Source organism: Chromatiaceae bacterium, assembly GCA_024235395.1.
Classification (GTDB): Bacteria; Pseudomonadota; Gammaproteobacteria; order Chromatiales; family Chromatiaceae; genus Thiosocius.
This window is the reverse complement of the sequence record JACKMK010000001.1, coordinates 63,094-84,984: the sequence shown is the minus strand read 5'-3', so window position 1 is coordinate 84,984 and position 21,891 is coordinate 63,094. Positions and strand designations below refer to the sequence as shown.

The 21,891-nt window shown below is 63.7% G+C and carries 15 protein-coding genes; 9 read left to right on the top strand and 6 right to left on the bottom strand.

The features are described from left to right. Positions 1-19 precede the first annotated feature (19 nt). Genes H6955_00405 through H6955_00395 form a run of 3 tightly spaced genes read right to left on the bottom strand, consistent with a single transcriptional unit; the run spans position 20 to position 3,327 of the window. Complete coding sequence (locus H6955_00405; GenBank protein ID MCP5311981.1) at positions 20-931, bottom strand: ABC transporter ATP-binding protein; 912 nt, start codon at positions 929-931, stop codon at positions 20-22. A 10-nt stretch (positions 932-941) separates the two neighbouring features. After that, on the bottom strand, positions 942-1,772 hold the full coding sequence (ntrB, locus tag H6955_00400; protein ID MCP5311980.1) for a nitrate ABC transporter permease: 831 nt from the start codon (positions 1,770-1,772) through the stop codon (positions 942-944). Between the two features lie 46 nt (positions 1,773-1,818). Then, positions 1,819-3,327 (bottom strand): ABC transporter substrate-binding protein, encoded by a 1,509-nt coding sequence (locus tag H6955_00395; GenBank protein ID MCP5311979.1) that lies wholly within the window; start codon positions 3,325-3,327, stop codon positions 1,819-1,821. 383 nt (positions 3,328-3,710) lie between these two features. Here H6955_00395 and H6955_00390 point away from each other — a divergent pair, with 383 nt between their 5' ends. The 4 genes from H6955_00390 (at position 3,711) to H6955_00375 (ending at position 9,546) form a co-directional block, all read left to right on the top strand. Further along, positions 3,711-5,612 carry a sigma 54-interacting transcriptional regulator gene (locus tag H6955_00390; GenBank protein MCP5311978.1) on the top strand — a complete coding sequence of 634 codons (1,902 nt, stop codon included), beginning with the start codon at positions 3,711-3,713 and terminating at the stop codon, positions 5,610-5,612. A 72-nt stretch (positions 5,613-5,684) separates the two neighbouring features. After that, entirely contained in the window at positions 5,685-6,662 is a 978-nt protein-coding gene (locus H6955_00385) for a TAXI family TRAP transporter solute-binding subunit (protein MCP5311977.1), read from the top strand. Between the two features lie 242 nt (positions 6,663-6,904). Beyond that, on the top strand, positions 6,905-7,372 hold the full coding sequence (locus H6955_00380) for a (2Fe-2S)-binding protein (protein ID MCP5311976.1): 468 nt from the start codon (positions 6,905-6,907) through the stop codon (positions 7,370-7,372). Next, the gene (locus H6955_00375) at positions 7,372-9,546 is read left to right on the top strand and encodes a xanthine dehydrogenase family protein molybdopterin-binding subunit (GenBank protein MCP5311975.1); all 2,175 of its coding nucleotides are present in this window, start codon (positions 7,372-7,374) and stop codon (positions 9,544-9,546) included. Before H6955_00380 ends, H6955_00375 begins: the two co-directional genes overlap by 1 nt. A 29-nt stretch (positions 9,547-9,575) precedes the next feature. Here the strand turns inward: H6955_00375 and H6955_00370 are convergent, their stop codons facing one another. Beyond that, on the bottom strand, positions 9,576-10,877 hold the full coding sequence (locus tag H6955_00370; GenBank protein MCP5311974.1) for an RNA-directed DNA polymerase: 1,302 nt from the start codon (positions 10,875-10,877) through the stop codon (positions 9,576-9,578). Between the two features lie 494 nt (positions 10,878-11,371). On the opposite strand from H6955_00370, the gene H6955_00365 reads away from it, so the two are divergent. Next, positions 11,372-12,277 (top strand): DUF3365 domain-containing protein, encoded by a 906-nt coding sequence (locus tag H6955_00365; protein ID MCP5311973.1) that lies wholly within the window; start codon positions 11,372-11,374, stop codon positions 12,275-12,277. A gap of 62 nt (positions 12,278-12,339) precedes the next feature. On the opposite strand, the gene H6955_00360 is transcribed toward H6955_00365, so the two are convergent. After that, positions 12,340-13,194, bottom strand: coding sequence for a hypothetical protein (locus H6955_00360; protein ID MCP5311972.1), 855 nt, complete (start codon positions 13,192-13,194; stop codon positions 12,340-12,342). 354 nt (positions 13,195-13,548) lie between these two features. Here H6955_00360 and H6955_00355 point away from each other — a divergent pair, with 354 nt between their 5' ends. Continuing rightward, the gene (locus tag H6955_00355) at positions 13,549-15,207 is read left to right on the top strand and encodes a methyl-accepting chemotaxis protein (protein MCP5311971.1); all 1,659 of its coding nucleotides are present in this window, start codon (positions 13,549-13,551) and stop codon (positions 15,205-15,207) included. Between the two features lie 144 nt (positions 15,208-15,351). Here the strand turns inward: H6955_00355 and H6955_00350 are convergent, their stop codons facing one another. Continuing rightward, positions 15,352-15,756 carry a DUF3106 domain-containing protein gene (locus H6955_00350; protein MCP5311970.1) on the bottom strand — a complete coding sequence of 135 codons (405 nt, stop codon included), beginning with the start codon at positions 15,754-15,756 and terminating at the stop codon, positions 15,352-15,354. A 498-nt stretch (positions 15,757-16,254) separates the two neighbouring features. Here H6955_00350 and H6955_00345 point away from each other — a divergent pair, with 498 nt between their 5' ends. The 3 genes from H6955_00345 (at position 16,255) to H6955_00335 (ending at position 21,882) form a co-directional block, all read left to right on the top strand. Continuing rightward, complete coding sequence (locus H6955_00345; GenBank protein MCP5311969.1) at positions 16,255-18,504, top strand: trypsin-like serine protease; 2,250 nt, start codon at positions 16,255-16,257, stop codon at positions 18,502-18,504. A gap of 281 nt (positions 18,505-18,785) precedes the next feature. Then, the gene (locus H6955_00340; GenBank protein ID MCP5311968.1) at positions 18,786-20,060 is read left to right on the top strand and encodes a YfdX family protein; all 1,275 of its coding nucleotides are present in this window, start codon (positions 18,786-18,788) and stop codon (positions 20,058-20,060) included. Between the two features lie 283 nt (positions 20,061-20,343). Continuing rightward, positions 20,344-21,882, top strand: a complete 1,539-nt coding sequence (locus H6955_00335) for a cytochrome ubiquinol oxidase subunit I (protein ID MCP5311967.1) — start codon at positions 20,344-20,346, stop codon at positions 21,880-21,882. Positions 21,883-21,891 lie beyond the last annotated feature (9 nt).

Sequence of the window (21,891 nt, the reverse complement as noted above, 5' to 3'; positions counted from 1 at the left end):
CGGTCATCGTGTTGGGGAATCATCCTGCACGCACACTGTTGCGAGCGGGTCCGGACATCGAGGCCGCGGCATCGAGCGCCGGGTTCACCTCGACCGGCGGTGCCGCCGGGTCGTCATTTTGCCGATCCAGCTGGGTTGCACCGGAGAGTTCCTCGGAACGCCGTACCAGGAAGTCGACGAGGTGGTTGCGGATCGGGTAGTAGCCGGGATCGTGAATGATCTGGCCGCGCAGCCGCGGCTTTGCCAGGTCGACCTTGACGGACTCGGCGACCCGCGCATAGGGGCCGTTGGTCATCAACAGGATGCGGTCCGCCAGCAGGATCGCCTCGTCGACGTCATGGGTGATCATGAAAACCGTCTGGTGGGTCGCATCACAGATCTTAAGCAACTCATCCTGAATGGTGCCGCGCGTCAAGGCATCGAGGGCGCCGAAGGGTTCGTCGAGCAACAGCAGTTTGGGCTGGATCGCGAATGCCCGTGCGATCGATACGCGCTGACGCATGCCTCCCGACAGCTGCGCCGGTTTGCGCAGTTCCGCACCGCCGCCCAGGCCGACCATCTCCAGGTACTTGTAGCTGTGTGCGCGTACCTGTTCCTTGCTCCAGCCAGGCCAACGCGAACGCACCGCAAAGGTCACATTGTGCAGGGCGCTCAACCACGGCAGCAGCGAGTAGTTCTGAAACACCACGCCACGATCGAGGCTGGGACCTGCCACTTCCTGGCCGTCCATGAACACGTTGCCTTCGGTTGGTGCGTCCAATCCGGCGAGCACGTTCATGATGGTCGACTTGCCGCAGCCCGAATGGCCGATGATGCAGACGAACTCGCCCTTGTCGATGCTGAAGTTCGCGTGCTCGAAGACGGTGAGTTCTCCTTCTTTGCCGGGAAAGCGACGACTCAGGTTCTCGATCTCGAGGAAATGTCTGTTCATGGTGACCGTCTCACTCTTCGTACTGCACGAGGCGGGTGGCGGCGGACAACACGAGGTCGAGCACCATGCCGACCAGACCGATCATCAGGATCGAGAAGATCACGCTGGCGAGGTCGAGGTTGTTCCATTCGTTCCACACGTAGTAGCCGATCCCTGTACCACCGACCAGCATCTCGGCGGCGACAATCACCAGCCAGGCGATACCGATCGAGATGCGCATGCCGGTTAGGATGGTTGGAGCGGCGGCAGGCAGGATCACTGTCAACGCGGTACGCAGCGGTGACAGTTCATGGGTGCGCGCGACATTCACCCAGTCCTTGCGTACACCGGCGACGCCGAACGCCGTATTGATCAGCATCGGCCAGATCGAGCAGATGAAGATCACGAAGATCGACGACGCCTCGGAATCCTTGATGATGAACAATGCCAGCGGCATCCACGCCAGTGGCGAGATTGGCCGAAGCACCTGGATGAACGGATTGAGCGCCTTGTACATCAGCGGCGACATGCCGATCAGGAAGCCGATCGGGATGGCAATCAGCGCGGCGATCAGATAGCCCGCGAGCACGCGGTAGATCGAATAGGCGAGCTGGATTCCGATGCCCTTGTCGTTGGGGCCCGCGTCGTAGAACGGGTTGGACAGTTCCTCGAACGCCAGTCTGGCGACATCGGATGGCGGCGGGACGCGCGCCTCCTGGTCGGCACCGCCCATCAGGATCTCGTATTCGGTCAGTGCCTGGCTGGATTCCGGCGGACGATTCAGGATCTCCCATACGCCGAGAACGAGTACCAGGATGCCGATCGAAACCAGGGCGGCGCGCAGGTTGAGTGATTGCAGCATCGAAAAACCTCATACGGGGAGGGCGTGCCTCCCCGGTCCATTGGACTCAAACGCGTTTGATGGCGAAGCTGTTGACGTACGCCTCGGCGTTGTCCGGATCGAACTCCTTGCCCATGATCGTGTACTTCTCATAGGTATGATCCGGCGCGTCGTATCCGAGGTCGTGCATGATGCGCGTGGCATCGGCGGCGAGGTAGACTTCTTCGGCGATCTTCTTGTAGTCGATATCGCCCTTGATGTAACCCCAGCGCTTCATCTGCGTAAGGATCCAGACGCCCATCGAATGCCACGGGAACGGATCGAAGTCGATTCGCTTGGGATCGTTCTTGACGTTGCCGAGGCCGTCCGCGTATTTGCCGGTCAACACCTGGGCAATCACCGGCTCGGGCTGGTTGAGATAGTTCTTCGGCGCGATCGCCTTCGCGATCTCAAGTCGGTTCTCGGGCTTCTGCGAATAGGCCGTCGCGTCGACGATCGCCTTCATCAACGCACCGTAGGTGTTGGGCAGCTCGACCGTGAACTTTTCCGAGCACGCGAAGGCGCAGCAGGGATGCCCCTCCCAGATGTCCTTGGTCAGCGTGTGCAGAAAGCCGACCTTCTCCCACACCGCGCGTTGATTGAACGGGTCGGGGGAAAGGTATCCGTCGAGGTTGCCGGCGCGTAGATTGGCGACCATCTCGGGCGGTGGCACGACGCGGATCTGGATGTCCTGATCCGGGTCCAGGCCATGTTCCGCGACATAGTAGCGCAGCAGAAAGTTGTGCATCGAATAGTCGAACGGCACACCGAACTTGAAGCCCTTCCACTGCTTGGGATCACGTTTGTCCTTGTGCTTGACGTGCAACACGATCGCCTGGCCGTTGATGTTCTCGACCAGCGGCATGCGGAACGGCATCGCGGTCGACCCGGCACCCATCGACATCGCCAATGGCATCGGCGTCAGCATGTGGGACGCGTCGTATTCACCCGCAAGGGACTTGTCGCGCGCAACGGCCCAGCCCGCGGTCTTGATCACGTCGACATCCAGTCCGTACTTGGAGTAGAAACCCATCGGGTGCGACATGATGATCGGCGTCGCGCAGGTGATCGGTACGAAGCCGATCTTGAGCTTCGCCTTCTCCGGCTTGCCGAGCGTCTCCTTGATTGCGGCCTTGGCCGCTTCCATCGGGAACATCGCGCCAAAGATCGCGGCCATGGTGCCGCCGCCGATCATGCGCATGAACTGGCGTCGGCTGGGCTCGTGATGGCCGAACACAGAACGCACCACCGCGCTTTCGATCACCCGGTCCATGACGTCTTCGGGTGAGTCCAGCGTGCGGTCTTCGGGCACGCGGTCACCGACCCGCGTCGCGGCCTGCAGCGGCATATCCCTCTGCGGCTGGTCCACCTCCTCGAACACCGCTCGTTCCAATCGTTCGGTGAGTTCCGTCTCTGAACACTCGTACTCCGCCTGCACCTGTTCGCGCGCGAAAACGCAGATCGGACAGGAACAACCGGGGCCATGCGTGAGATCGGATTCCCCATCGAAGGGGTTTCCCAGACTTTTGAAAGACATCGCTCTCCCCTAAACCAACGTTGCAAGAAACTCGCTGTGGCACGGCTGCCGACGATTGGCACAACCCCTGCTCGTATTCGGCTGGACGCCGCATTCGCGCGAATGCGGCGCACCGATGGACCGATTTCGGCGCATGGATGCGCATGATGGGGCGGTGTGCGCACCGATACGGTGCGTTCCGCCGACAGGCGACATCACGATGCGGTCAGGGCCGTCCACGGCCATCAGTACCTAGGCAGGCACCGTGCCAACCGGGAGAGTTCACGCTAAATGGCTGAAAAGATGAGGATTGCCACGCGTCCCAACGCAATCCATAGCGCTACGCATTTGCGTGATTCGCGCGTCTGCGTAGCGTTGCCTACGCAATTGCGTAGAAGTGCCTGATGCGCGACGGCGTGGACGCAGCCATGTTGCCGGCGGCGGATCTGTTCGAACATTCGCCGGAGGCCCAGGCGTTGATCGATCCGTTCGCCGATCGGCTGCTCGCCGCCAACGCCGAATGTCGGACGCTTCTGGGTTGTGGCAGTGACGACCTGCACGGATTGGTGCCGAGCCGGTTGTTTGGTGAGCAGACCGCCGAACTGATCGTGTTCACCGAGGCGGTACTCGAGAAGGGCAGCGGCTGGAGTGATGCCCTCCAATGTCACACCCTCGATGGCCGGGTGCGCGAGGTGACCTGCCGTGCCACGCGCGTGCAGACACGCAACGGTGCGGCCCTGTTGCTGGCGTTGCGCGACATCGAGCATCAGGACCATCAGCAGGCGGCGAGCGAGGCGAACGAGTTCGTGCGTCGCGGTCTGTCCGAATGGCGCCGTGTGCAGCGCCTGTTCGAGGAGATCGAGCAAGAAAACCAGTTGATCCTGCAGGCGGCCGGCGAGGGGATCTATGGCGTCAACACCGAGGGCACGACGACCTTCGTGAACCCGGCTGCGCAGCGCATGCTGGGTTACTCGGCGGCCGAACTGGTCGGCGAGAACATGCACCGTGTGCTGCACCACACGCATGCCGATGGCAGCCATTACCCGGTGGGCGACTGCCCGATCTACGCGGCGTTCAAGGACGGTGCCGTTCACCAGGTACAGAACGAAGTGTTCTGGTGCAAAGACGGTAGCCCGATCCCGGTCGAATACACCAGTACTCCGATCCGCCAGGGCGGTGAACTGGTCGGTGCGGTCGTGGTGTTTCGCGACGTCAGTGAACGCAAGGAGACCGAGCGCCGACTACACCAGGCGCTCGACGAGCTCGAACGGCTGAAACAGCGCCTGGAGATGGAAAACGCCTACCTGCAGGAGGAGATCCGCGGTGATCACAATTACCAGGAGATCGTCGGCCGTAGCGAGGCGTTGCGCCGCACGATCCACAAGATCGAGATGGTGGCCCCAACCGATGCAGCGGTGTTGATCGTCGGGGAGTCCGGTACCGGCAAGGAACTGATCGCGCGCGCGATCCATCAAAGCAGCGCGCGCAGCGCGCGACCCCTGATCCGGGTGAATTGCGCGGCGGTGCCACGTGAGCTCTTCGAGAGCGAGTTCTTCGGTCACGTGCGCGGCGCCTTCACCGGCGCATTGCGCGATCGCGCCGGTCGCTTCGAACTGGCAGACGGCGGTACCTTGTTCCTCGACGAGATCGGCGAGATCCCGCTCGAGCTTCAGAGCAAGCTGTTGCGTGTGCTGCAGGAAGGTCAGTTCGAACGGGTCGGCAGCGATCAGACCCTGAGCGTCGATGTGCGGATCATTGCGGCGACCAACCGCGAACTCGGCAAGGAGGTCGCCGCAGGACGTTTCCGGGAGGATCTGTATTTCCGGCTCAACGTCTTTCCGATCACCTCGGTGCCGCTGCGCGAACGCCCGGAAGACATTCCGCTGCTCGCATCGCATTTCCTGCATAACGCCTGCCGGCGGTTCGGTCGCGACCCGCTGCGTCTGACGACCGCCGATGTGCAGCGGCTGCAGGCATACGACTGGCCTGGCAATGTGCGCGAACTGGAGAACGTGTTGGAACGTGCGGTGATCATCTCGCGCGGCAGCCAGCTGCGCCTCGAGTTGCCGCAGGTCCAGCACGTCCCCCAGCGACCGGCGACGGTCACGCCGGTGCCGACCGACGGCCTGTTGACCGAGCACCAGCGGCGCGAACGTGACCGCGCGGCGATTCGACAGGCACTGCAGCGGAGCGGGGGGAAGGTGTTCGGGCCGGGAGGGGCGGCCGAGATCCTGGGGGTGAAACCCACGACGCTGGCTTCGCGCATCAAACGCTGGGGTATAGACCGCCCGGAACTGAAAGGCTGAACCGTCCAGTGCCTGACGATCGTGGTGGTCGACGCTATGCTGTATCCGATGGTGCCGGCGAGGAGCGTACCCATGCACATCGGATGGAAAGCCTGGATTGCCCGGCTGCAGCTGATCGCGCTGGCGGTTTTGCCCCTGGCTCATGCAGACGCGAAGCCGGGAGGCGATTCGGTGGTCGACGTCAGTCTGGCGACCGCGACGCCGGGTGGGGGATTTCAGCTGTATGGCGCACAGTTCGCCGAGGTCCTGAACGCCGCGGGCGAGGGGTGGCGGATCGAGCCGGTCGCGAGCCGTGGCAGCCGGGAGAATCTGCAGCTGCTGGACCAGGGACGCGTTGATCTGGCGCTGGTAGAAGGCAATGCGGCGCGCCAGGTGCTGGAGGACCCGGCGCAACAGGCGCATGGCCTGCGTATCCTTAGCGTGATGTACCCCAACCCCGGGCTGTTCGCCGTGTCCGGGGATTCGCCGCACCGCTCGATCGACGATCTCAGGGGCCGGCCGATCGCCTTCGGTACCCGGGCGTCCGGTCTGCGGATCCTCGCCCGCGACGTGCTGGATGGGCTCGGCCTGACGTCCGACGGGGATTTCGTCGAGCTGATCCTGGACAAGGCCGCTGAGGGCCCGCGGCTGGTGTTGAGCGGCCGGGCCGATGCGCTGTGGGGCGCCGGGATTGCCTGGCCCGGTTTCGTCAGGCTCGCCGACAGCGCTACCGGCGCGCGCTTCATCGCCCCGACCGGCGCACAGATCGAGGCAATCCTGAAACGGCATCCGCACCTGCGCAGGATGAGCGTGCCGGCGGGGACCTATCGCGGCCAGACGCAATCGATCGAGTCGGTCGGCCTCTGGTCATTGATCCTGACCCGCGCCGATCTGCCGGACGACCTGGCGTACCGATTGGCGGAGGCCATCCACCGGCATCAGGGGACACTGGCACAGCGGTTCGCGCAGGGTCGTTATACCTCTGCCGAGAACACGGTACAGCAGGTGGACCCTGGACGGCTGCATCCTGGAGCGGCCAGGTACTACCGATCGGCAGGGCTGCTGCAATGACACCGTCGGCACAATGCGCGGTCATGGCGCATGACCTGCGCCCGGTGCAGGTGACACCGCCGCCACGTTGCCCGTCCACCTCGTCACAGGGCGCCGACCGCGCCGGATCCATCGATCCGCGCTGTCTATACTGCTGAACAGAATCGGGATCGGAGCCTGGATGCCGCTCCGGTGCCTCCAGCCCCGCGTTCACGCCGTCCGACAGGGCGGCGTCACCGGTAATCGAAGATGGAGTTGTGGCCATGGCCAAACTGAATATCAACGGGCAGCCCGTCGAGGTCGACGCGGACGCCTCGACACCGCTGTTGTGGGTGCTGCGCGAGCAACTGGGCCTGACCGGCACCAAGTACAGCTGCGGGATAGGGGTCTGTGGTGCCTGCACGGTGCACATCGACGGTGAGGTGGCACGCGCCTGCGTGGTCCCGGTCGGCGCGGTGCAGCCGTCGCAGCAGGTCGTGACCATCGAGGGCCTGTCGGCAGACGCCAGCCACCCGGTTCAACGGGCCTGGGCGGAACTCGACGTGCCGCAGTGCGGCTATTGCCAACCCGGGATGATCATGGCCGCGGCCGCCCTGCTGGCCGACAATCCGCAGCCGAGCGATGCGGATATCGATGCCCGTATCACCAACATCTGTCGATGCGGGACCTTCAACCGGGTTCGCCGTGGCATCCACCTGGCCGCCGAATTGAATCGGCGTGGGAGGGCGTGATGAAGACGGGGCCGGTGAAAATTTCGCGCCGCGATTTCCTGATCGGCACGGCGAGCGCCGGCGCCGGCCTGTCGATCGGGCTGTTCCTGCCGTTGGTCGACGCCGATGCGCGCGCCGAGGGAGCAACCCGCGAGGTGAATGCCTGGGTCGTGATCGAGCCGGATGACCGGGTGATCATCCGCATTGCCCGTTCGGAGATGGGCCAGGGTACATTGACCGGCCTCGCCCAACTGGTCGCCGAAGAACTCGAGTGCGACTGGTCCAAGGTGAGTACCGAGTACCCGACGCCGGGCCAGAGCCTGGCGCGCAACCGCGTCTGGGGCAGCTTTGCGACCGGCGGCAGCCGCGGGATTCGGGGCAGTCACCAGTATGTTCGCGAGGGTGGCGCGCTGGCTCGTACCTTGCTCATCGAGGCGGCCGCCGAGGCCTGGGACGTGCCGGTCGAGGAGTGCAGCGTGGTCGCCGGGATCATTACCCATGCCCCGACCGGTCGCACGACCCGTTATGGCGCGGTCGCCGCCGCGGCGGCCAAGCTGGTGCCACCGGTCAGTGTCGAACTCAAGGACCCGAAGGACTGGACGATCGCCGGCAAGCCGCTCAAGCGTCTCGATACCGCCGACAAGCTCACCGGCCGTCAGGTGTTCGCTGCGGATCTGCAGCTGCCGGGGATGCTCAACGCGACGATCAAGGCGTGCCCGGTGTTCGGCGGCCGGCTCGGCGGATTCGACGAAGCGGCCGTGCGCAAGATGCCCGGCGTACGCGCCGTCGTCCGCGTCGACGACGATGCGGTCGCGGTCGTGGCCGATACCTGGTGGCAGGCGAAGACCGCGCTCGACGCGTTGCCGATCACCTGGGTCGAGGGACCCAATGCGACGGTCGATGATGAATCGATCGCGCGCATGCTCGTCGAAGGCCTGGACGCCGCCGAGGCGTTCATCGGCAACCAGGCGGGTGATGTCGATGCCGCATTCGCCGGCGCCGCGCAGACCGTGGAGGCCGTCTACAGCTATCCGTTCCAGCACCATGCCACGATGGAGCCGATGACCGCGACCGCCCGTTGGACCGCAGAGCGTTGCGAGGTTTGGTGTCCGACGCAGAATGGCGAGGCCGCGCTCGATGCGACCGCCGTGGCGGCGGGATTGCCGGCAACCCAATGCGAGGTCTACAAGCTGCATCTCGGCGGTGGCTTCGGAAGGCGCGGCTTCAGCGACTACGTCAGCCAGGCGGTCAAGATCGCCAAGCAGTTGCCGGGCACCCCGGTCAAGCTGCTGTGGACGCGCGAGGAGGACATGCGGCATGGTGCCTATCATCCGATCACCCAGGCGCGCCTGCGTGGCGCGCTGGATGCGAACGGCGACCTTATCGGGCTGCGGGTGCGCATCTCGGGACAGTCCATCCTGGCCGGGGTAAGGCCCAACGCGCTGAAAGGCGGCGCGGACATGATCACCTTCCAGGGCCTGTTGCCGGACGGTGATCACGCGATCAGCTACACGGTCCCCAACCTGCTGGTCGACCATGCGATGCGCAACCCACCTGTGCCACCCGGCTTCTGGCGGGGCGTCAACATCAACCAGAATGCGATCTACCTGGAGTGCTTCATCGAAGAGCTGGCGCATGCCGCGGGCGTCGATCCGCTGGCATTCCGGCGCAAGCTCATGGGGCAGCATCCCCACAGTCTCGCGGTATTGAATGCGGTTGCCGAGCGTATCGGCTGGGGCGAGCCCGTGCCGGCAGGTGTGCATCGCGGCCTCGCGGTGTGCAAGGCATTCGGCAGCCATGTTGCGGCCTGCGCCGAGGTGTCGGTGGACGACGGCCGCTTGAAGATCCATCGCATTGTCGCCGCGACCGATCCGGGTCACGCGGTCAACCCGCAACAGATCGAGGCGCAGATCGAGGGTTCATTCATGTTCGGCCTGAGCGCGCTGCTGTATGGCGGTGTGTCGATACGCGACGGCCGCGTGCAGCAGTCGAACTTCGACACCTATCGCTCGATGCAGATCGCCGAAATGCCGCAGGTGGAATCGATCGTGATGCCGTCCGGCGGTTTCTGGGGTGGCGTCGGTGAACCGACCATTGCGGTCGCGGCGCCGGCGGTGCTCAACGCGATTTTCGCGGCAACGGGTCGGCGCATCCGCAGGGTGCCGCTACAGCCTTCTGACCTGCGCGCGGCCTGAGGCACCGGCGGCGACGCGCCGCCGCTTGTTCAGTCGGGCCAGGAGATCCGTGCCCACAAGGCCTTCAGGCGGGCTCCCCGGTCCGGATTCAACCAGGCCACATGGGCGATCCGTCCGGCGAGATGCGCCCTGAAATCCTGCCTGCCTTCGTGGTTCTGTCCCTCGGGCCCGAAGCGGGCACAGTTGTGCAGCGTGGCTTTCAGGCGGTCGTAGTCACGCCGCTGCAGGTTGGGTCGTTGGTTGACCACGACCCCGGCGAGCCGTTGTGATTGCGCCTGTGTGTTCAGACGCGTCTTGCGATGGTTGATGCGGAACCCCTCCTCGGCGGCGATTGCCCCGATCAGCGCCTGAACGAAAGGGCCGCGGCGCAGCAGGCTCGCGGGTCCCGAAAACGCCAGGTCGTCCGCATAACGGGTGTAATCGAGCTCGAACCGGTCGGCAAGACCCTGCAGACGGCAGTCGAGCCGCCAGGCGCACAGGTTCGCGATCGCCGGCGAGCTGGGGGCACCTTGCGCCAGGTGCGGTGCCTGTAGCCGCCGTCGCGTCTCCCAGGGCAACGCATCAAACTCGGCGCCGACCAGGGCAGGTGCGACCGCGTGGGTGCACAGTCCCTGCAGGACACGCGCGACCCCCGGGGGATAACCGAGGCGGCGAAACAGTGCGCCGACGCGCGGCGCCGGGATAGACGGAAAGAAATCTTCCAGATCCATGTGCAGCACCGCAGGCTTTTGCAGATGTGGCGTCGCGAAGCTGAGGCAGGAGCGATGACGGCGAAAACCATGAGCGGCGGGGTGCGGCGGAACGCAGTCGAGCAGGTGGTGCAGGACCTGTCGCTGCATGAGCTTCAGTCGTGCCTTGGGTATCTCCAGCAGACGTGGCGGCGCACTACGTCGGGCGAGCCAGCGGTAGCGGTAATGATGTAGCTTGGGATTGCGTACAGACGTCTGTCGCGATTCGCAGTCGGCGAACCATGCCAGCTCGCGCTGATTCAGACCCAACCAAAGGCCCAGGTCTCTCGCATGATCCAAGGTCGGCAGCGGCAGGGTCGAGAAGTGCCCGGTCGGCGCCTGCATCACCGAGGTGTCGAGTACGATCCGTGCCTCGAACCCCTTGCCACCTGACTGCGAGGCAGCTGCCAACTCGCGGTCGGCGGCCAGCAGTCCGGCCAGCTGCGATCGAGACGGTGGATGCCCCGGGGGGAAGTGGAACAGCAGCCTCGCGGCAAGCCGGTCGGGGTCGGGTGGCCCGCCATCCAGCGCCCTGCGCAAGCGGTCGCCGAGCGACTCCCGATCCCATCTGCCGAACTGGATGGAGAGCATCAGTCGCCGCATTTTGATCTGATGAGCAGTCACGTCAAACCCCACACGCGAGACGACCGGATGCCCGCGTTGCATGGTGTCGGGCGCGCGACCGGCCTTCGACCACTCTCGTCCCGCCGGTACAGCATCTGCGTGCAGCGCAGTGGTGTACCGGCAATGCATTGTCAGACTGAACCAGGCATCCCCGGGGTAACCCCGGAGCGTTCCAGAACCCCGGCATCGCCAGGCCATGGAACCGCTCGAAGTGCCGGCCGCGCGTTGGCATGTTGAAAAGCACAGCTGCGCAAGTCAAGCCACGCGCCTTCGATACAAGCGGCCTGAGCCTCGGCATGGCCAATCGATCGGCCCTGTATTGACCGCGTGTCCGTTTGTTCCCGGATACCTGGTCCTTTTAGGTACTAAAGAAAAGGGCTCAGCGGGGCGCTAACAATAATGAGGCGCCATGACAGTGAGTCCGGGCATAGATGCGGGCGCCTGATGTCTAAAGGGAAAAGGCAGGGCCAGCCATGACGACACAAACCACACCCGCAGCCGCGCGGGGCAGCATCACGCGGCGATTCAATCTTTCGATCCTTGGAATCTATCTGCTGAGCATCCTGATCAGCGCTCCGACGATCTACTACTACACACGGCACGAGGTGTATGCGCAGTCCAGCACCCAACTCGGGCTCCTGGTCGATATGGTCAAGTCGATCAAAGGTTACGTGGCGAAGGATCTGCGACCCTACTTCATGAAACAACGGTTGTTCCACACCGCCGGCTTCTCCGGCATCGTCGCGGTATCGCGCGTCGCCGAGAACTTCAAGGGCATGCAGGGAAGCTATTCCATACGCAACGTGTCGGACAACCCCTTGAATCCCGACAACCGTCCCGAGGCGCTGGAATCCGAGCTGTTGTCACGTTTCCGCGCGGACAAGCAACTCGATGAACTGCGGGTCGAGGGGTTGCTGGGCGGACAACAGATGCTGGTGCGCAGCGCGCCGATCGTCAGTGCGAAGGGGTGTCTGCGTTGCCACGGTGACCCCGATCAGGTACCGATCCAGATCACCGCAGACTATGGCCGAGGCGCTGGTTACAACTACCGGATCGGTGACGTGGTCGGTGTCGAACTCGTCGGCGTACCGATCGCCAACGTCGACGCCTTGGCGTTGAAGCGCAGCCTGGTTGCGACGGGATTGTTGACATTGATGTTTGCAATCGTATTCATGACGATCAATCTGCTGGTGCGACACTACCTGATATCTCCACTGCTGAAGATCACCGAGACCGCACATGCTGTTGCCAAGGGTGAACTCGACCGGTCTATGAACATCGAGCGCAACGATGAGATCGGCGACCTGGCGCGATCAGTGGAACTGCTGCGAAGGAGTTTCGCGCAACTGATGAAAAGGATGCGCAAGGGCGGCGAGTGAAGGCCCACAGCGGCTGAGTCGCAGCGGCTGGCGGCCCGCTGCGTGTCGGCCGAGGCACGAGGTCAGGTCATGGCGGCAGCGAAATGCGCACGCGCGCGGCTGAGGAATTGCTCGGCTTCGCGCTGTTCGTCGATCTCGCGAGCCAGGTGCCGGATGACCGAGTCCAACTCGTGTCGGCCGTTCAGTCCACCGACTTCGGCAATCTTCTCCTGGCAGAGGATCTCGGCGACAGGACCGAGATAATCGCTGACCAGTCCGCAGAGATCCTTGGCCGCCTGGGTCGGATCGAGCAACGCCTTCGACGGTGGTGTGACGGTGTCCGCGGGCCCGGTCGACGGCGGGGGGGCGAAGCGGTGTGCGAGCTCACGCTGAGCCAGCAAGACAAACTCACTGGCCTCGCCGGCGTCATCGATCTCGCGGGCCAGCTTGCCCAGAACCAGATCGAGTTTGCCCAGATGGTCGAGCCCGCCGACGGCCTTGATCTCCTCTGAACACAGTACCGGGGCGACCGGGCCGACGTAGCGCGAGAGCAGGTCACACAGCAGCTTCGCCTCCGCGCTGTGGTTATCGCTTTGTTGTGCGGGATCCGCGCTGTCGTCGCCGGGCGTGTCTTCGAAAACGGTAGCGCCGGGGTGCAGCGCCGCGACCAGTTCCGCAGTCGGCGGCAAAGTCGGCGAACTGAGCTCCACCAACGCATCGTCGACCCTGAAGGTTCCCCACTGCATCGAACGCAAGGCATGGATCGCGGCCAGGCCGCGTTTCGGGCCACATCGGACGCAGACGATCGTGCCGCCGTCCAGGCCGATGATCACAGAGTGATTGGTATCGGTGCGCCCGAAGAGGGTGCTGGTGGCCGAACTGGACACCAACTCGGTCACCAGTTCGTAGAATGCCGGATAGTCCAGTCGGTCACTCATCGCCGAAGCTCCGCAGTCGTTCCATGTGAGCGCTGCTGCCAGGCTCACCAACCTATGACAAGTATAGGCAGTATTTACATGGGAATCGGGCGCGTCCGCGCTCGATCGCGTGCGCCGGATCGTGCTGCGAAACTACCGGTCGCCCGGCAAAAAGGCCGCTTGGACCAGATAGTCATATTCGTTAAGTTTCGCGGGTGCTGGCCGCTAACACAGCACCGCGAGTGTCCTGCCGAGAAACGGATTCTCATGCGGCGAAGTTGGAATGCGTGCAGCCGAATTCGGCACGCTGAAAACCCTTCTGCCCCGTCACCGCGAAAAATCGAACTGCTTATAACGATACCGTGGAGAGGGCTCATGAACCTGATACAGAAGCTGACAATTCGCGCAAGACTGATCGTGCTGGTCGGATTCGCCGCATTGGCGATGATTTGCGTGGGCCTGCTGGGACTGAACGGCATGCACAACGCCGAGGACTCGCTGAACACCGTGTTTCAGGACCGTCTCGTTCCCACCGTGGAGATCAGCCGCATCAGCGAACTGATGCGCGAGAATCGCAGTCAGCTGTTGTACGCGCTGCAACACGAGCCCGGTTCGAAGACCGAGCCCTATCACAAGCACGATGTCGAAGTGCATGTCGCCAATGTCGAGCGGAATATCCAGGAGATCTCGACCATCTGGGATCGCTATCTTGCCGAGCACGACCTGTCCGGGGTGGACAAGGCGCTGGCCGACGAGTTCGCGCAGAAACGCGCCGAATTCGTCAAGGTGGGGCTCACGCCCGCGGTCGCGTTCATTCGCGAGGGCGACTATCTGAACGCGGCGATTCACCTGGCGAAGGAAACCAAGCCTTCGTTCGACGCCGCGCATGAAGCAGTCGACAAACTCTGGGAACGTCAGATCGAGGTCGCCAGGATTACCTATGACGCGGAGATCGAGCGGGGCGCGACCATACAGACCGTGTCGATCGGCGTGCTGGTGCTTGGCATTGCGTTCCTGAGTATCCTCGCGATTGTCACCATCCGCGGCATCGTCAGCGTGGTCGGCAAGCTCAACAGCGCCGCCGACCGCATGGCCGCGGGGGATCTGACGGCCCGCTGTGATCACAGCGCCGGCGACGAACTCGGCAGCATCGCGGCGTCGTTCGATCGCGTCGGCGAAAAATTCCAGCACGTGATACGTGAACTGATCGATTCGGCGACGCAACTCGCCGCGGCGACCGAAGAGACCTCGATGGTCACCGCCGAGACCAACGGGCACATCCGGGTACAGCGGTCCGAGACGGAGCAGGTCGCGACTGCGATGAACGAGATGGCCGCAACGGTACAGGAGGTCGCGCGCAATGCGGCATCCGCAGACCAGGCGGCGCAGGAGGCGAACGTACAGGCCAATGAGGGCATCAGTATCGCCGGTCAGGCATTGAGTGCGACGCGCAGTCTCGCCGGTGAGGTCGAGAAGGCGGCGGCCACCATCCGCCAGCTGGACAGCGAGAGCAGCAGCATCGGATCGGTACTGGAGGTGATCCAGAGCATCGCAGAGCAGACCAACCTGCTGGCGCTGAACGCCGCGATCGAAGCGGCACGCGCGGGAGAGCAGGGCCGTGGTTTCGCAGTGGTCGCAGACGAGGTACGCACGCTGGCGGGGCGGACGCAGGGATCGACACAGGAGATCCAGGGCATGATCGAGCGCCTGCAGAAAGGTGCGAAGGAAGCGGTCAAGGCGATGGAACAGGGGCAAAGCATGGCCCAGGGCACCCTGGAGCGCGTCGAACATTCGGATCAGACGCTCAATGCGATCAATCAGGCGGTTGCACGCATCAAGGAGATGAACATGCAGATTGCTTCGGCGGCCGAAGAACAGGGCTCGGTCGCCGAGGAGATCAACCGCAACGTGATGACGATCAACGATCTCTCCGAGCAATCGGCGCGTGGCGCGGCGCAGACCGCCGAGGCGAGTACCGAGCAGGCACGCCTGGCTTCGGCACTGCAGTCCATGGCGGCGCAGTATAAGGTGTGATGCGAGCGGCGTAAGCGCTGGGAGTCATCGGCAGCGCTGCCAGTCTCGGCCCGTTCGACGACGCCATAGGGTTGATCTGCACGCCGAACGGCGTGCGGACGTCCACGATTCCGTCGTTTGTTGCGGGTCATCGCCGGCCCGGTTTCACTCCCTGGACCCGCGGATCTCACGTCGGATCTTTGCACGCTCGACCGGCGAGGCCCGACGGTACTCCTCGATGCGTGCACGCGCTGCCTCACGTTGTGCCGAGGTCATCGATCGCCAGCGCGCGTTCAGACGTGCGCGACGCTCCTCCGGCAGCGAGCGGAACCACGCACGCCGGCACCTTATCGTTGCACGCTCCTCGTCGCTCATCACATTCCATTCCTCCTGCCGCGCCTGGATGCATGCGCGTTGCTCGGGTAGCTGCTCCCAGGTGTCCTGCAACGGTGCGAGGATCTCTTGCGCCCGTGCATCGAGGTCCGTCCACGCCGAGCCGGCGGCGTATGCCAGATGACGATTCAGTCTGCCCACGAGACTGAGCGCCAGTGCGTAGCGTGGACCTTCCATTGTGGATTCTCTATCTCGTTTCCGTCTGGGCGCGGCGTCGTGCCGGAAGGTGTCCGTCTCACGGCATCGGTCTCGTCGGGGGCTTCGAGCGGATCGGTCAGTCGGACGCGAGCGTCCGGCGCCCAGTCTGCTGAAGGTGGCTGCGGCATACCGGCCACAACGGTGGTCATCACGAACAGTCCGGTCGTCAGCGACCATGCACGCCGGATCCTCGTCGTCGTGCATCAATGGGTCGATCCGGGCGACTGCAGCGCCTGGCGACCACCCGACGTCGGCATCCTGCCGGGCGGAATCTCCGCAGGACCTTCGCATAGCCGCACTGCCACTGACGATCCGCTGCGAAACAGCAACTGACCACGGCGCTACCCGGCGCCCGAGCAGCCATCGGCGGGTCGTTGACACCTCAGGTGTTCGTCTTCCAGACTTCCGCATCCGGCCGTTGCATGGGCGCGGTGTGCGCGCCGTGTGGAGTCGTTGAATCAGAAGGACCGAACTGCCGTGCGACCCCCCTATGCGTGGAACCTGATGGCCCGCCATATGCTGCTGCGTCTTGCGCGATGCGCCATACCGTTGGTGTGCGCAGCTGCGGTGGCCGTGAACGCCGCTGAGATGGCGCCTACGGTGTACGCGCCGCTCGTCCCAAAGGCTGCAAAGGCCGATCGTGCCTGGTTTGTAGGCGATGTCCAGGATCCACCGACGTTGCGGCTGGAGGCGCTCGACGCCACCGAGTTGACCGCTAGACGGCGTGCCGCAAAACCTCATCAACGTGGCTTTGCGCGCGCCTTGCCGGACGTTGCGGAGCGCCGGCTCGGTGCCGACCATCCGAACTGGCAGACACTCGCGGACGGCCGCCAGGTACTGGTCGTGGCCATCGAGGCGCCGGGTGCCGGTGCGCTGCGCCTCGGCGTGCAGGTACGTCGCCTGCCGGAAGCCGTCGTGCTGCGTTTTGGTACCGATACCAGCGGCGCACGTCCTCCGGTTGCGATCGACGGCCGCGAGATCCTGAAGCTGATCGGACGCAACCGGGCAGCTGCGCCGGACGATCCCGAGGCGGTGCTCTACTGGTCGCCGCGCGTCAGGGGTGAGCGCCTGCTGCTCGAACTCGAGCTGCCGGCCGGTGCGAACCGGACATCGGTCGATGTCGATTTGATAACGGTTTCACAGTTTTTCAAAGACGCCGCCGCAGCCGACGGACGATTGGTCCCGTACGACGTGGGCGATGCGGGCAGCTGCCAGAACGATATCCGTTGCGACTCTGCCGAGCGGGTACAGTTCGGTAGCGCGACCGCGCTGATATCGTACGTCGATGGTGGCGAGTCGTTTGCGTGCAGTGGCGTGCTGCTCAACGATAGCAATCCCGGCAGCGATTTCCACTTTGTCACGGCGAACCATTGCATCCCGAATCAGGTGGTCGCCTCGACGATCGAGTTTCACTGGTATTTCCGCTCAGAGGCGTGCAATTCGATCTTCGAGGACCTGGCGTATACCCCGCAAAGCGGGGGGGCGACGCTGCTCAACACCCTGAGCGGTACCTACGACACCAGCCTGTTGCGACTCAATCAACCTCCGCCGGGTGGTGTGACCCTGGCAGGGTGGACCACTGCGGAGCCACAGGTCGGCCAGCCGTTGTTCGCGATACACCATCCCGAGGCGGACTGGCAGAAGGTGTCCTTTGCAAACGCCGATATCCCGGTGTCCTGCGAACTGTTCACGGAGTCGGTCTTCTGCAGCCCCGACCAGCAGGGGAATTTCTTCGAGGTCAATTGGACGGACGGGGTGATCGAAGCGGGCAGCAGTGGCTCGGGTATCTACTCCAGTGCCAACCTGTTGTTCGGCACCCTGAGCAGCAGCAGCGTGACCTGCGCAAATCCGAACGAGCGGACCAACTATGCGAGCTTCGGCGATGCCTACAGTGCAGGAAACTACGCGGCATGGCTGAGCAATCCGGTACCGCCGCCGGCTGACGACAACCGCGCGCGCAATCTTTCGACACGCGGGCAGGTTGAGCCACTGGTACCCATGCACGGTGGCATTGTGGTCGAAGACACTGTCAAGGTGCTGATCGCCGCGCGCGGCCCGACCACCGGATTGGACTCGGCTCTGGCCGATACCACCATGGCGTTGTACCGGCTGAACGCAGGACAGCCACCGGTCAAGCTGCAGGAAAACGACAACTGGCAGGATGCCGCCAACGCGGACGAGATCGCGACACTGACGGCCAGTCGACCGTTGAACGCACTCGAGGCCGCCTTCCTGGTCGAGTTGTCCAATGGTTCCTATACCGCGACCGCGTCCGATGCCGGTGACGACGACTCGGGCGAGACGGTGCTCGGGTTTACCCTGGTCGAAGACGCGGCGACGACGGGCGTTGCGCGCAATCTGTCGACCCGTGGTCTGGTCCGACCCGGAATTCCGATGCACGGCGGTATCGTGGTCGGTGGCAGCGTAAAGGTCCTGATCACCGCGCGGGGTCCGACCACCGGTCTGCAGACGGCACTCGACGACACGACGCTCGAACTGTTCCTGTTGCGACCCGGTGAACCGCCATTGAAGCTGCAGGAAAACGACGATTGGCAGAGCAACGCCAATGCCGACGAGATTGCGACCCTGACCGCGAATCGGCCGCTCAACGAGTTGGAAGCGGCCCTGCTGATCACGTTGCCGGCGGGTTCCTACACCGCGATGGGTAGCGATTTCAACGACGACCAGGCCGGCGAGATGGTGGTCGGTTTCACGGTGATCGACTGATCAGCGGGTCCTCTTCGGGGCGTTAGACCCCCACGTTGCGACATCAGCGCGGCAGCGCGAAACAGAAAATGGGAAAACACGAGGCCGGACAGCCGCCGTTCCCTGGTTGAGAATCCCCGACGCCCCCTGGTGCAGGTTCACCATTGGTGACGCGCGACCGCCCACCGGACGCACCAAGTCACTGAATCTTCGACATCCTGGTGCATGGCACGGGAAATGCCATGACTTGGCTGAGGCCCCGTTCTGGGGTTCGAGCAAGACCATTCCAGGAGGTAACGGACATGTTTCATCGATTCACCATCAAGCCCATTGTCGCGGCGCTCGCCGGCGCATTGCTGGTCAGCGGCCCGAGCTACGCCGATCGCGCGATCCAGGAGGAAATCAGCGTATTGCCCGGACGCCAGATCACCATCCAGGACGAACACGCGATCTCGTCGGCGGCGGTCAAGGTACTGCGGCATATCGCCGAGGCGCGCGGCGCACTGCAGGGCGAGCACGCCGATGTGGCCGCAGCATCGGCGCAGCTGGCCAAATCCGAGCAACTGCTCGACATCATTCAGGCGGCGCTGCCAACGACCAAGGTGAAGGACCGGATCTGGGTCGCACGCAAGCACCTGGAGTACGAGGATACCCGCGAGGTCCTGCCGGACCTGATACCGATCTACACCTCGCTCGACGAGTTGGTCGACTATGTGCCGACGTCCGTGGCCAAGGCGCATCTGGACAACGCCAAACAGGCGCTCAAGAAAGGCGACAAGGAGCAGGCTTCGCGCCAGTTGCAGGAGGTGGACGACGCGCTGATGTATGTCGAGGCCGACCTGCCCTTGGGCAGCACGCGTGAACTCGTCGACCAGGCCAAGCAGGCGCTCACGAAGAACGACAGCAAAACGGCTGATCAGGTGCTGGCCCAGGCGGAAGACAACGTGGTGTTTGTCTCGCTGTCGTTCGAGTCGCCGCTCACCCAGGCAAAGGCGGCGATCTACAGGGCCTGGCAGGAATCGAAACTCGGCGAGCGCGATCAGGCCAAGGCCGATCTGGATGCGGCCGTCAAGCTCCTGGAGCGGGCGGCCAGGAGTGACGACGAGGTCAGCCGCAAGGCGGTCTCGGACCTGGTTGGCGAAGTGCGGGATCTGCACACCGCCATCGATACCAACGACACCTCCATCTCATCGCGTATCGAAAATGCCTGGCAGCGTCTTACCGCCTTGTCCGAGCGGTCGGCCGAGTACATCAGTACGGGTTGGCAACGGTTGCGCGCCGAAGGCGCGGGCAAGAAGGAGTTGATCGAGGCGAAGCTGTACCTCGCCTACGCGCGCATCGACAGCGTGCAGGCGCACGATCCGGCGGCGGCCAAGGTGGATCTGGCGGAGGCCGGCAGCTACCTGGATACGGCCATTCAGCAGGTCGCGCCGGACAGGAAGGACGAACTGCAGCAGCTCGCGTCCCTGATCAAGGGTCTCGACAAGCAGGTTGACAAGGCGCAGTCGCCAGCGAGCGCCCTGCCTGAGTTTCATCGCGCCGAGGCGCAGCTGAGCACCTTGATCCGCCAGCTCTGAGGCGATACAGCCTGCACGCCTGCTAGTGACGGTGTCCACCTCATGATGGGTGGGCGCCGTGCCGCGGCATACGCCCGTGCGGCACCGGCGAGTGCGACAGTCTGTATGCCGGGTGCAAATCAACCACCAGCGGGTCCGACATGCTGGTGCAATTGGACAAACGCAAACCGGGCAAACATCGATTCGTCGCGTCAACGGCCTCCGGAGAAAGGTGTGGTGCGCCATGGCGCAGATGTTGCAGCGGCATGTACATGTCGGGACCGAGCTTTGAGGTAGGGACAGTATGACTGACGGTGTCGTGGACCTGTCGCGGCTGCAGTTCGCTGTCACTGCGATGTTTCACTTCCTGTTCGTCCCGCTGACGCTGGGGCTGTCCTTTCTCCTCGCGGCGATGGAGACCGTGTACTACACGACGGGGCACCGTATCTATCGGACCATGACCCGGTTCTGGGGCAAGATCCTGCTGATCAACTTCGCCCTTGGGATTGCGACCGGCCTGACACTCGAGTTCGAGTTCGGTACCAATTGGTCGTTCTTTTCGAGTTTCGTCGGCGACATCTTCGGTGCGGCACTGGCACTCGAGGGCCTGATGGCGTTTTTCATGGAGTCCACCTTCATCGGGCTCATGGTGTTCGGATGGGACAGGCTGTCGAAAGGGCAGCACCTCGCGGTGACCTGGTTGGTCGCTCTGGGCGCGAATCTATCGGCCTTGTGGATCCTGGTGGCGAACAGTTTCATGCAGGCACCACACGGTGCCGCATTCAATCCGCAGACCATGCGACTCGAACTGCAAAGCCTCGGCGAGCTGTTTTTCAGCCCCAATGCGCAGGCGAAGTTCGTCCACACGAGCCTCTCCGGTTACGTCACCGCTGCGGTTTTCGTCTGTGCGATAAGTAGTTGGTACCTGCTACGTGGACGACACCACGAGTTCGCGCTGCGTTCTTTCCGGATGTCGGCACTGTTCGGTGTGCTCGCGACGGCGGGCGTCATCACCCTGGGCGATGCGCTGGGATTCGTCGGTGGTCACGCACAGCCGACCAAGCTGGCGGCGATGGAGGCGATGTGGGAGACCGAGCGACCACCGGCGGCGTTCAACGTCGCCGCATGGCCGGATACAACGACCAGGAATAATGACTGGGAGCTGCAGATCCCCTACTTGCTGACGCCGCTGGTCACCCACACCCTGGATACCCCGATTGCCGGCTTGAAAGAACTGCAGCAACAGGCTGAACAGCGTATTCGCAACGGCATTCCTGCAGTCGAGGCGCTGCAGGCGCTCGGTGGAAATCCGCAGGATGCGCAGGCGTTGGAACAATTCAGGGCCCATCAACACGATCTCGGTTACGGCTTTCTGGTGAAGCGTTATGCGCCGGACAACGATGTCGGGCAGGCGTCCCGCGCAGACATCGAACGTGCGGCGCGCGACGTCGTGCCAAACGTACCACTGGTCTTCTGGTCGTTCCGTCTGATGGTCGGCCTGGGACTGTTGATGCTCGTGTATTTTCTGCTCGCGGCGATTCACAGCATGCGCAAAGATCTGCAAAGGCGAAAACGCTTTCTACGCTGGGGGGTCTGGATGATCCCGGTCCCGCTGCTGGCCGGCGAGGCAGGCTGGATCGTCGCCGAGGTCGGCCGCCAGCCCTGGGCGGTCTACGAGATATTGCCGACCTGGCTGTCGGCATCCGCACACAGCGTGTCCTACCTGACCTTTTCGCTGACCGGCTTCATCCTGTTGTACACCCTGTTCGCGATCGTCGAAGTGTATCTGATGGTACGCACTGTGCGACGTGGACCGGACGATTCGTTGGGGCACGGGGGCTAGGGAGTGGCA

Excerpts from the sequence above, each read along its gene's own strand:
- H6955_00405 (MCP5311981.1), bottom strand. The coding sequence starts at position 931 with ATGAACAGACATTTCCTCGAGATCGAGAACCTGAGTCGTCGCTTTCCC.
- ntrB (MCP5311980.1), bottom strand. The coding sequence starts at position 1,772 with ATGCTGCAATCACTCAACCTGCGCGCCGCCCTGGTTTCGATCGGCATC.
- H6955_00395 (MCP5311979.1), bottom strand. The coding sequence starts at position 3,327 with ATGTCTTTCAAAAGTCTGGGAAACCCCTTCGATGGGGAATCCGATCTC.
- H6955_00390 (MCP5311978.1), top strand. The coding sequence starts at position 3,711 with ATGCGCGACGGCGTGGACGCAGCCATGTTGCCGGCGGCGGATCTGTTC.
- H6955_00385 (MCP5311977.1), top strand. The coding sequence starts at position 5,685 with ATGCACATCGGATGGAAAGCCTGGATTGCCCGGCTGCAGCTGATCGCG.
- H6955_00380 (MCP5311976.1), top strand. The coding sequence starts at position 6,905 with ATGGCCAAACTGAATATCAACGGGCAGCCCGTCGAGGTCGACGCGGAC.
- H6955_00375 (MCP5311975.1), top strand. The coding sequence starts at position 7,372 with ATGAAGACGGGGCCGGTGAAAATTTCGCGCCGCGATTTCCTGATCGGC.
- H6955_00370 (MCP5311974.1), bottom strand. The coding sequence starts at position 10,877 with ATGCGGCGACTGATGCTCTCCATCCAGTTCGGCAGATGGGATCGGGAG.
- H6955_00365 (MCP5311973.1), top strand. The coding sequence starts at position 11,372 with ATGACGACACAAACCACACCCGCAGCCGCGCGGGGCAGCATCACGCGG.
- H6955_00360 (MCP5311972.1), bottom strand. The coding sequence starts at position 13,194 with ATGAGTGACCGACTGGACTATCCGGCATTCTACGAACTGGTGACCGAG.
- H6955_00355 (MCP5311971.1), top strand. The coding sequence starts at position 13,549 with ATGAACCTGATACAGAAGCTGACAATTCGCGCAAGACTGATCGTGCTG.
- H6955_00350 (MCP5311970.1), bottom strand. The coding sequence starts at position 15,756 with ATGGAAGGTCCACGCTACGCACTGGCGCTCAGTCTCGTGGGCAGACTG.
- H6955_00340 (MCP5311968.1), top strand. The coding sequence starts at position 18,786 with ATGTTTCATCGATTCACCATCAAGCCCATTGTCGCGGCGCTCGCCGGC.
- H6955_00335 (MCP5311967.1), top strand. The coding sequence starts at position 20,344 with ATGACTGACGGTGTCGTGGACCTGTCGCGGCTGCAGTTCGCTGTCACT.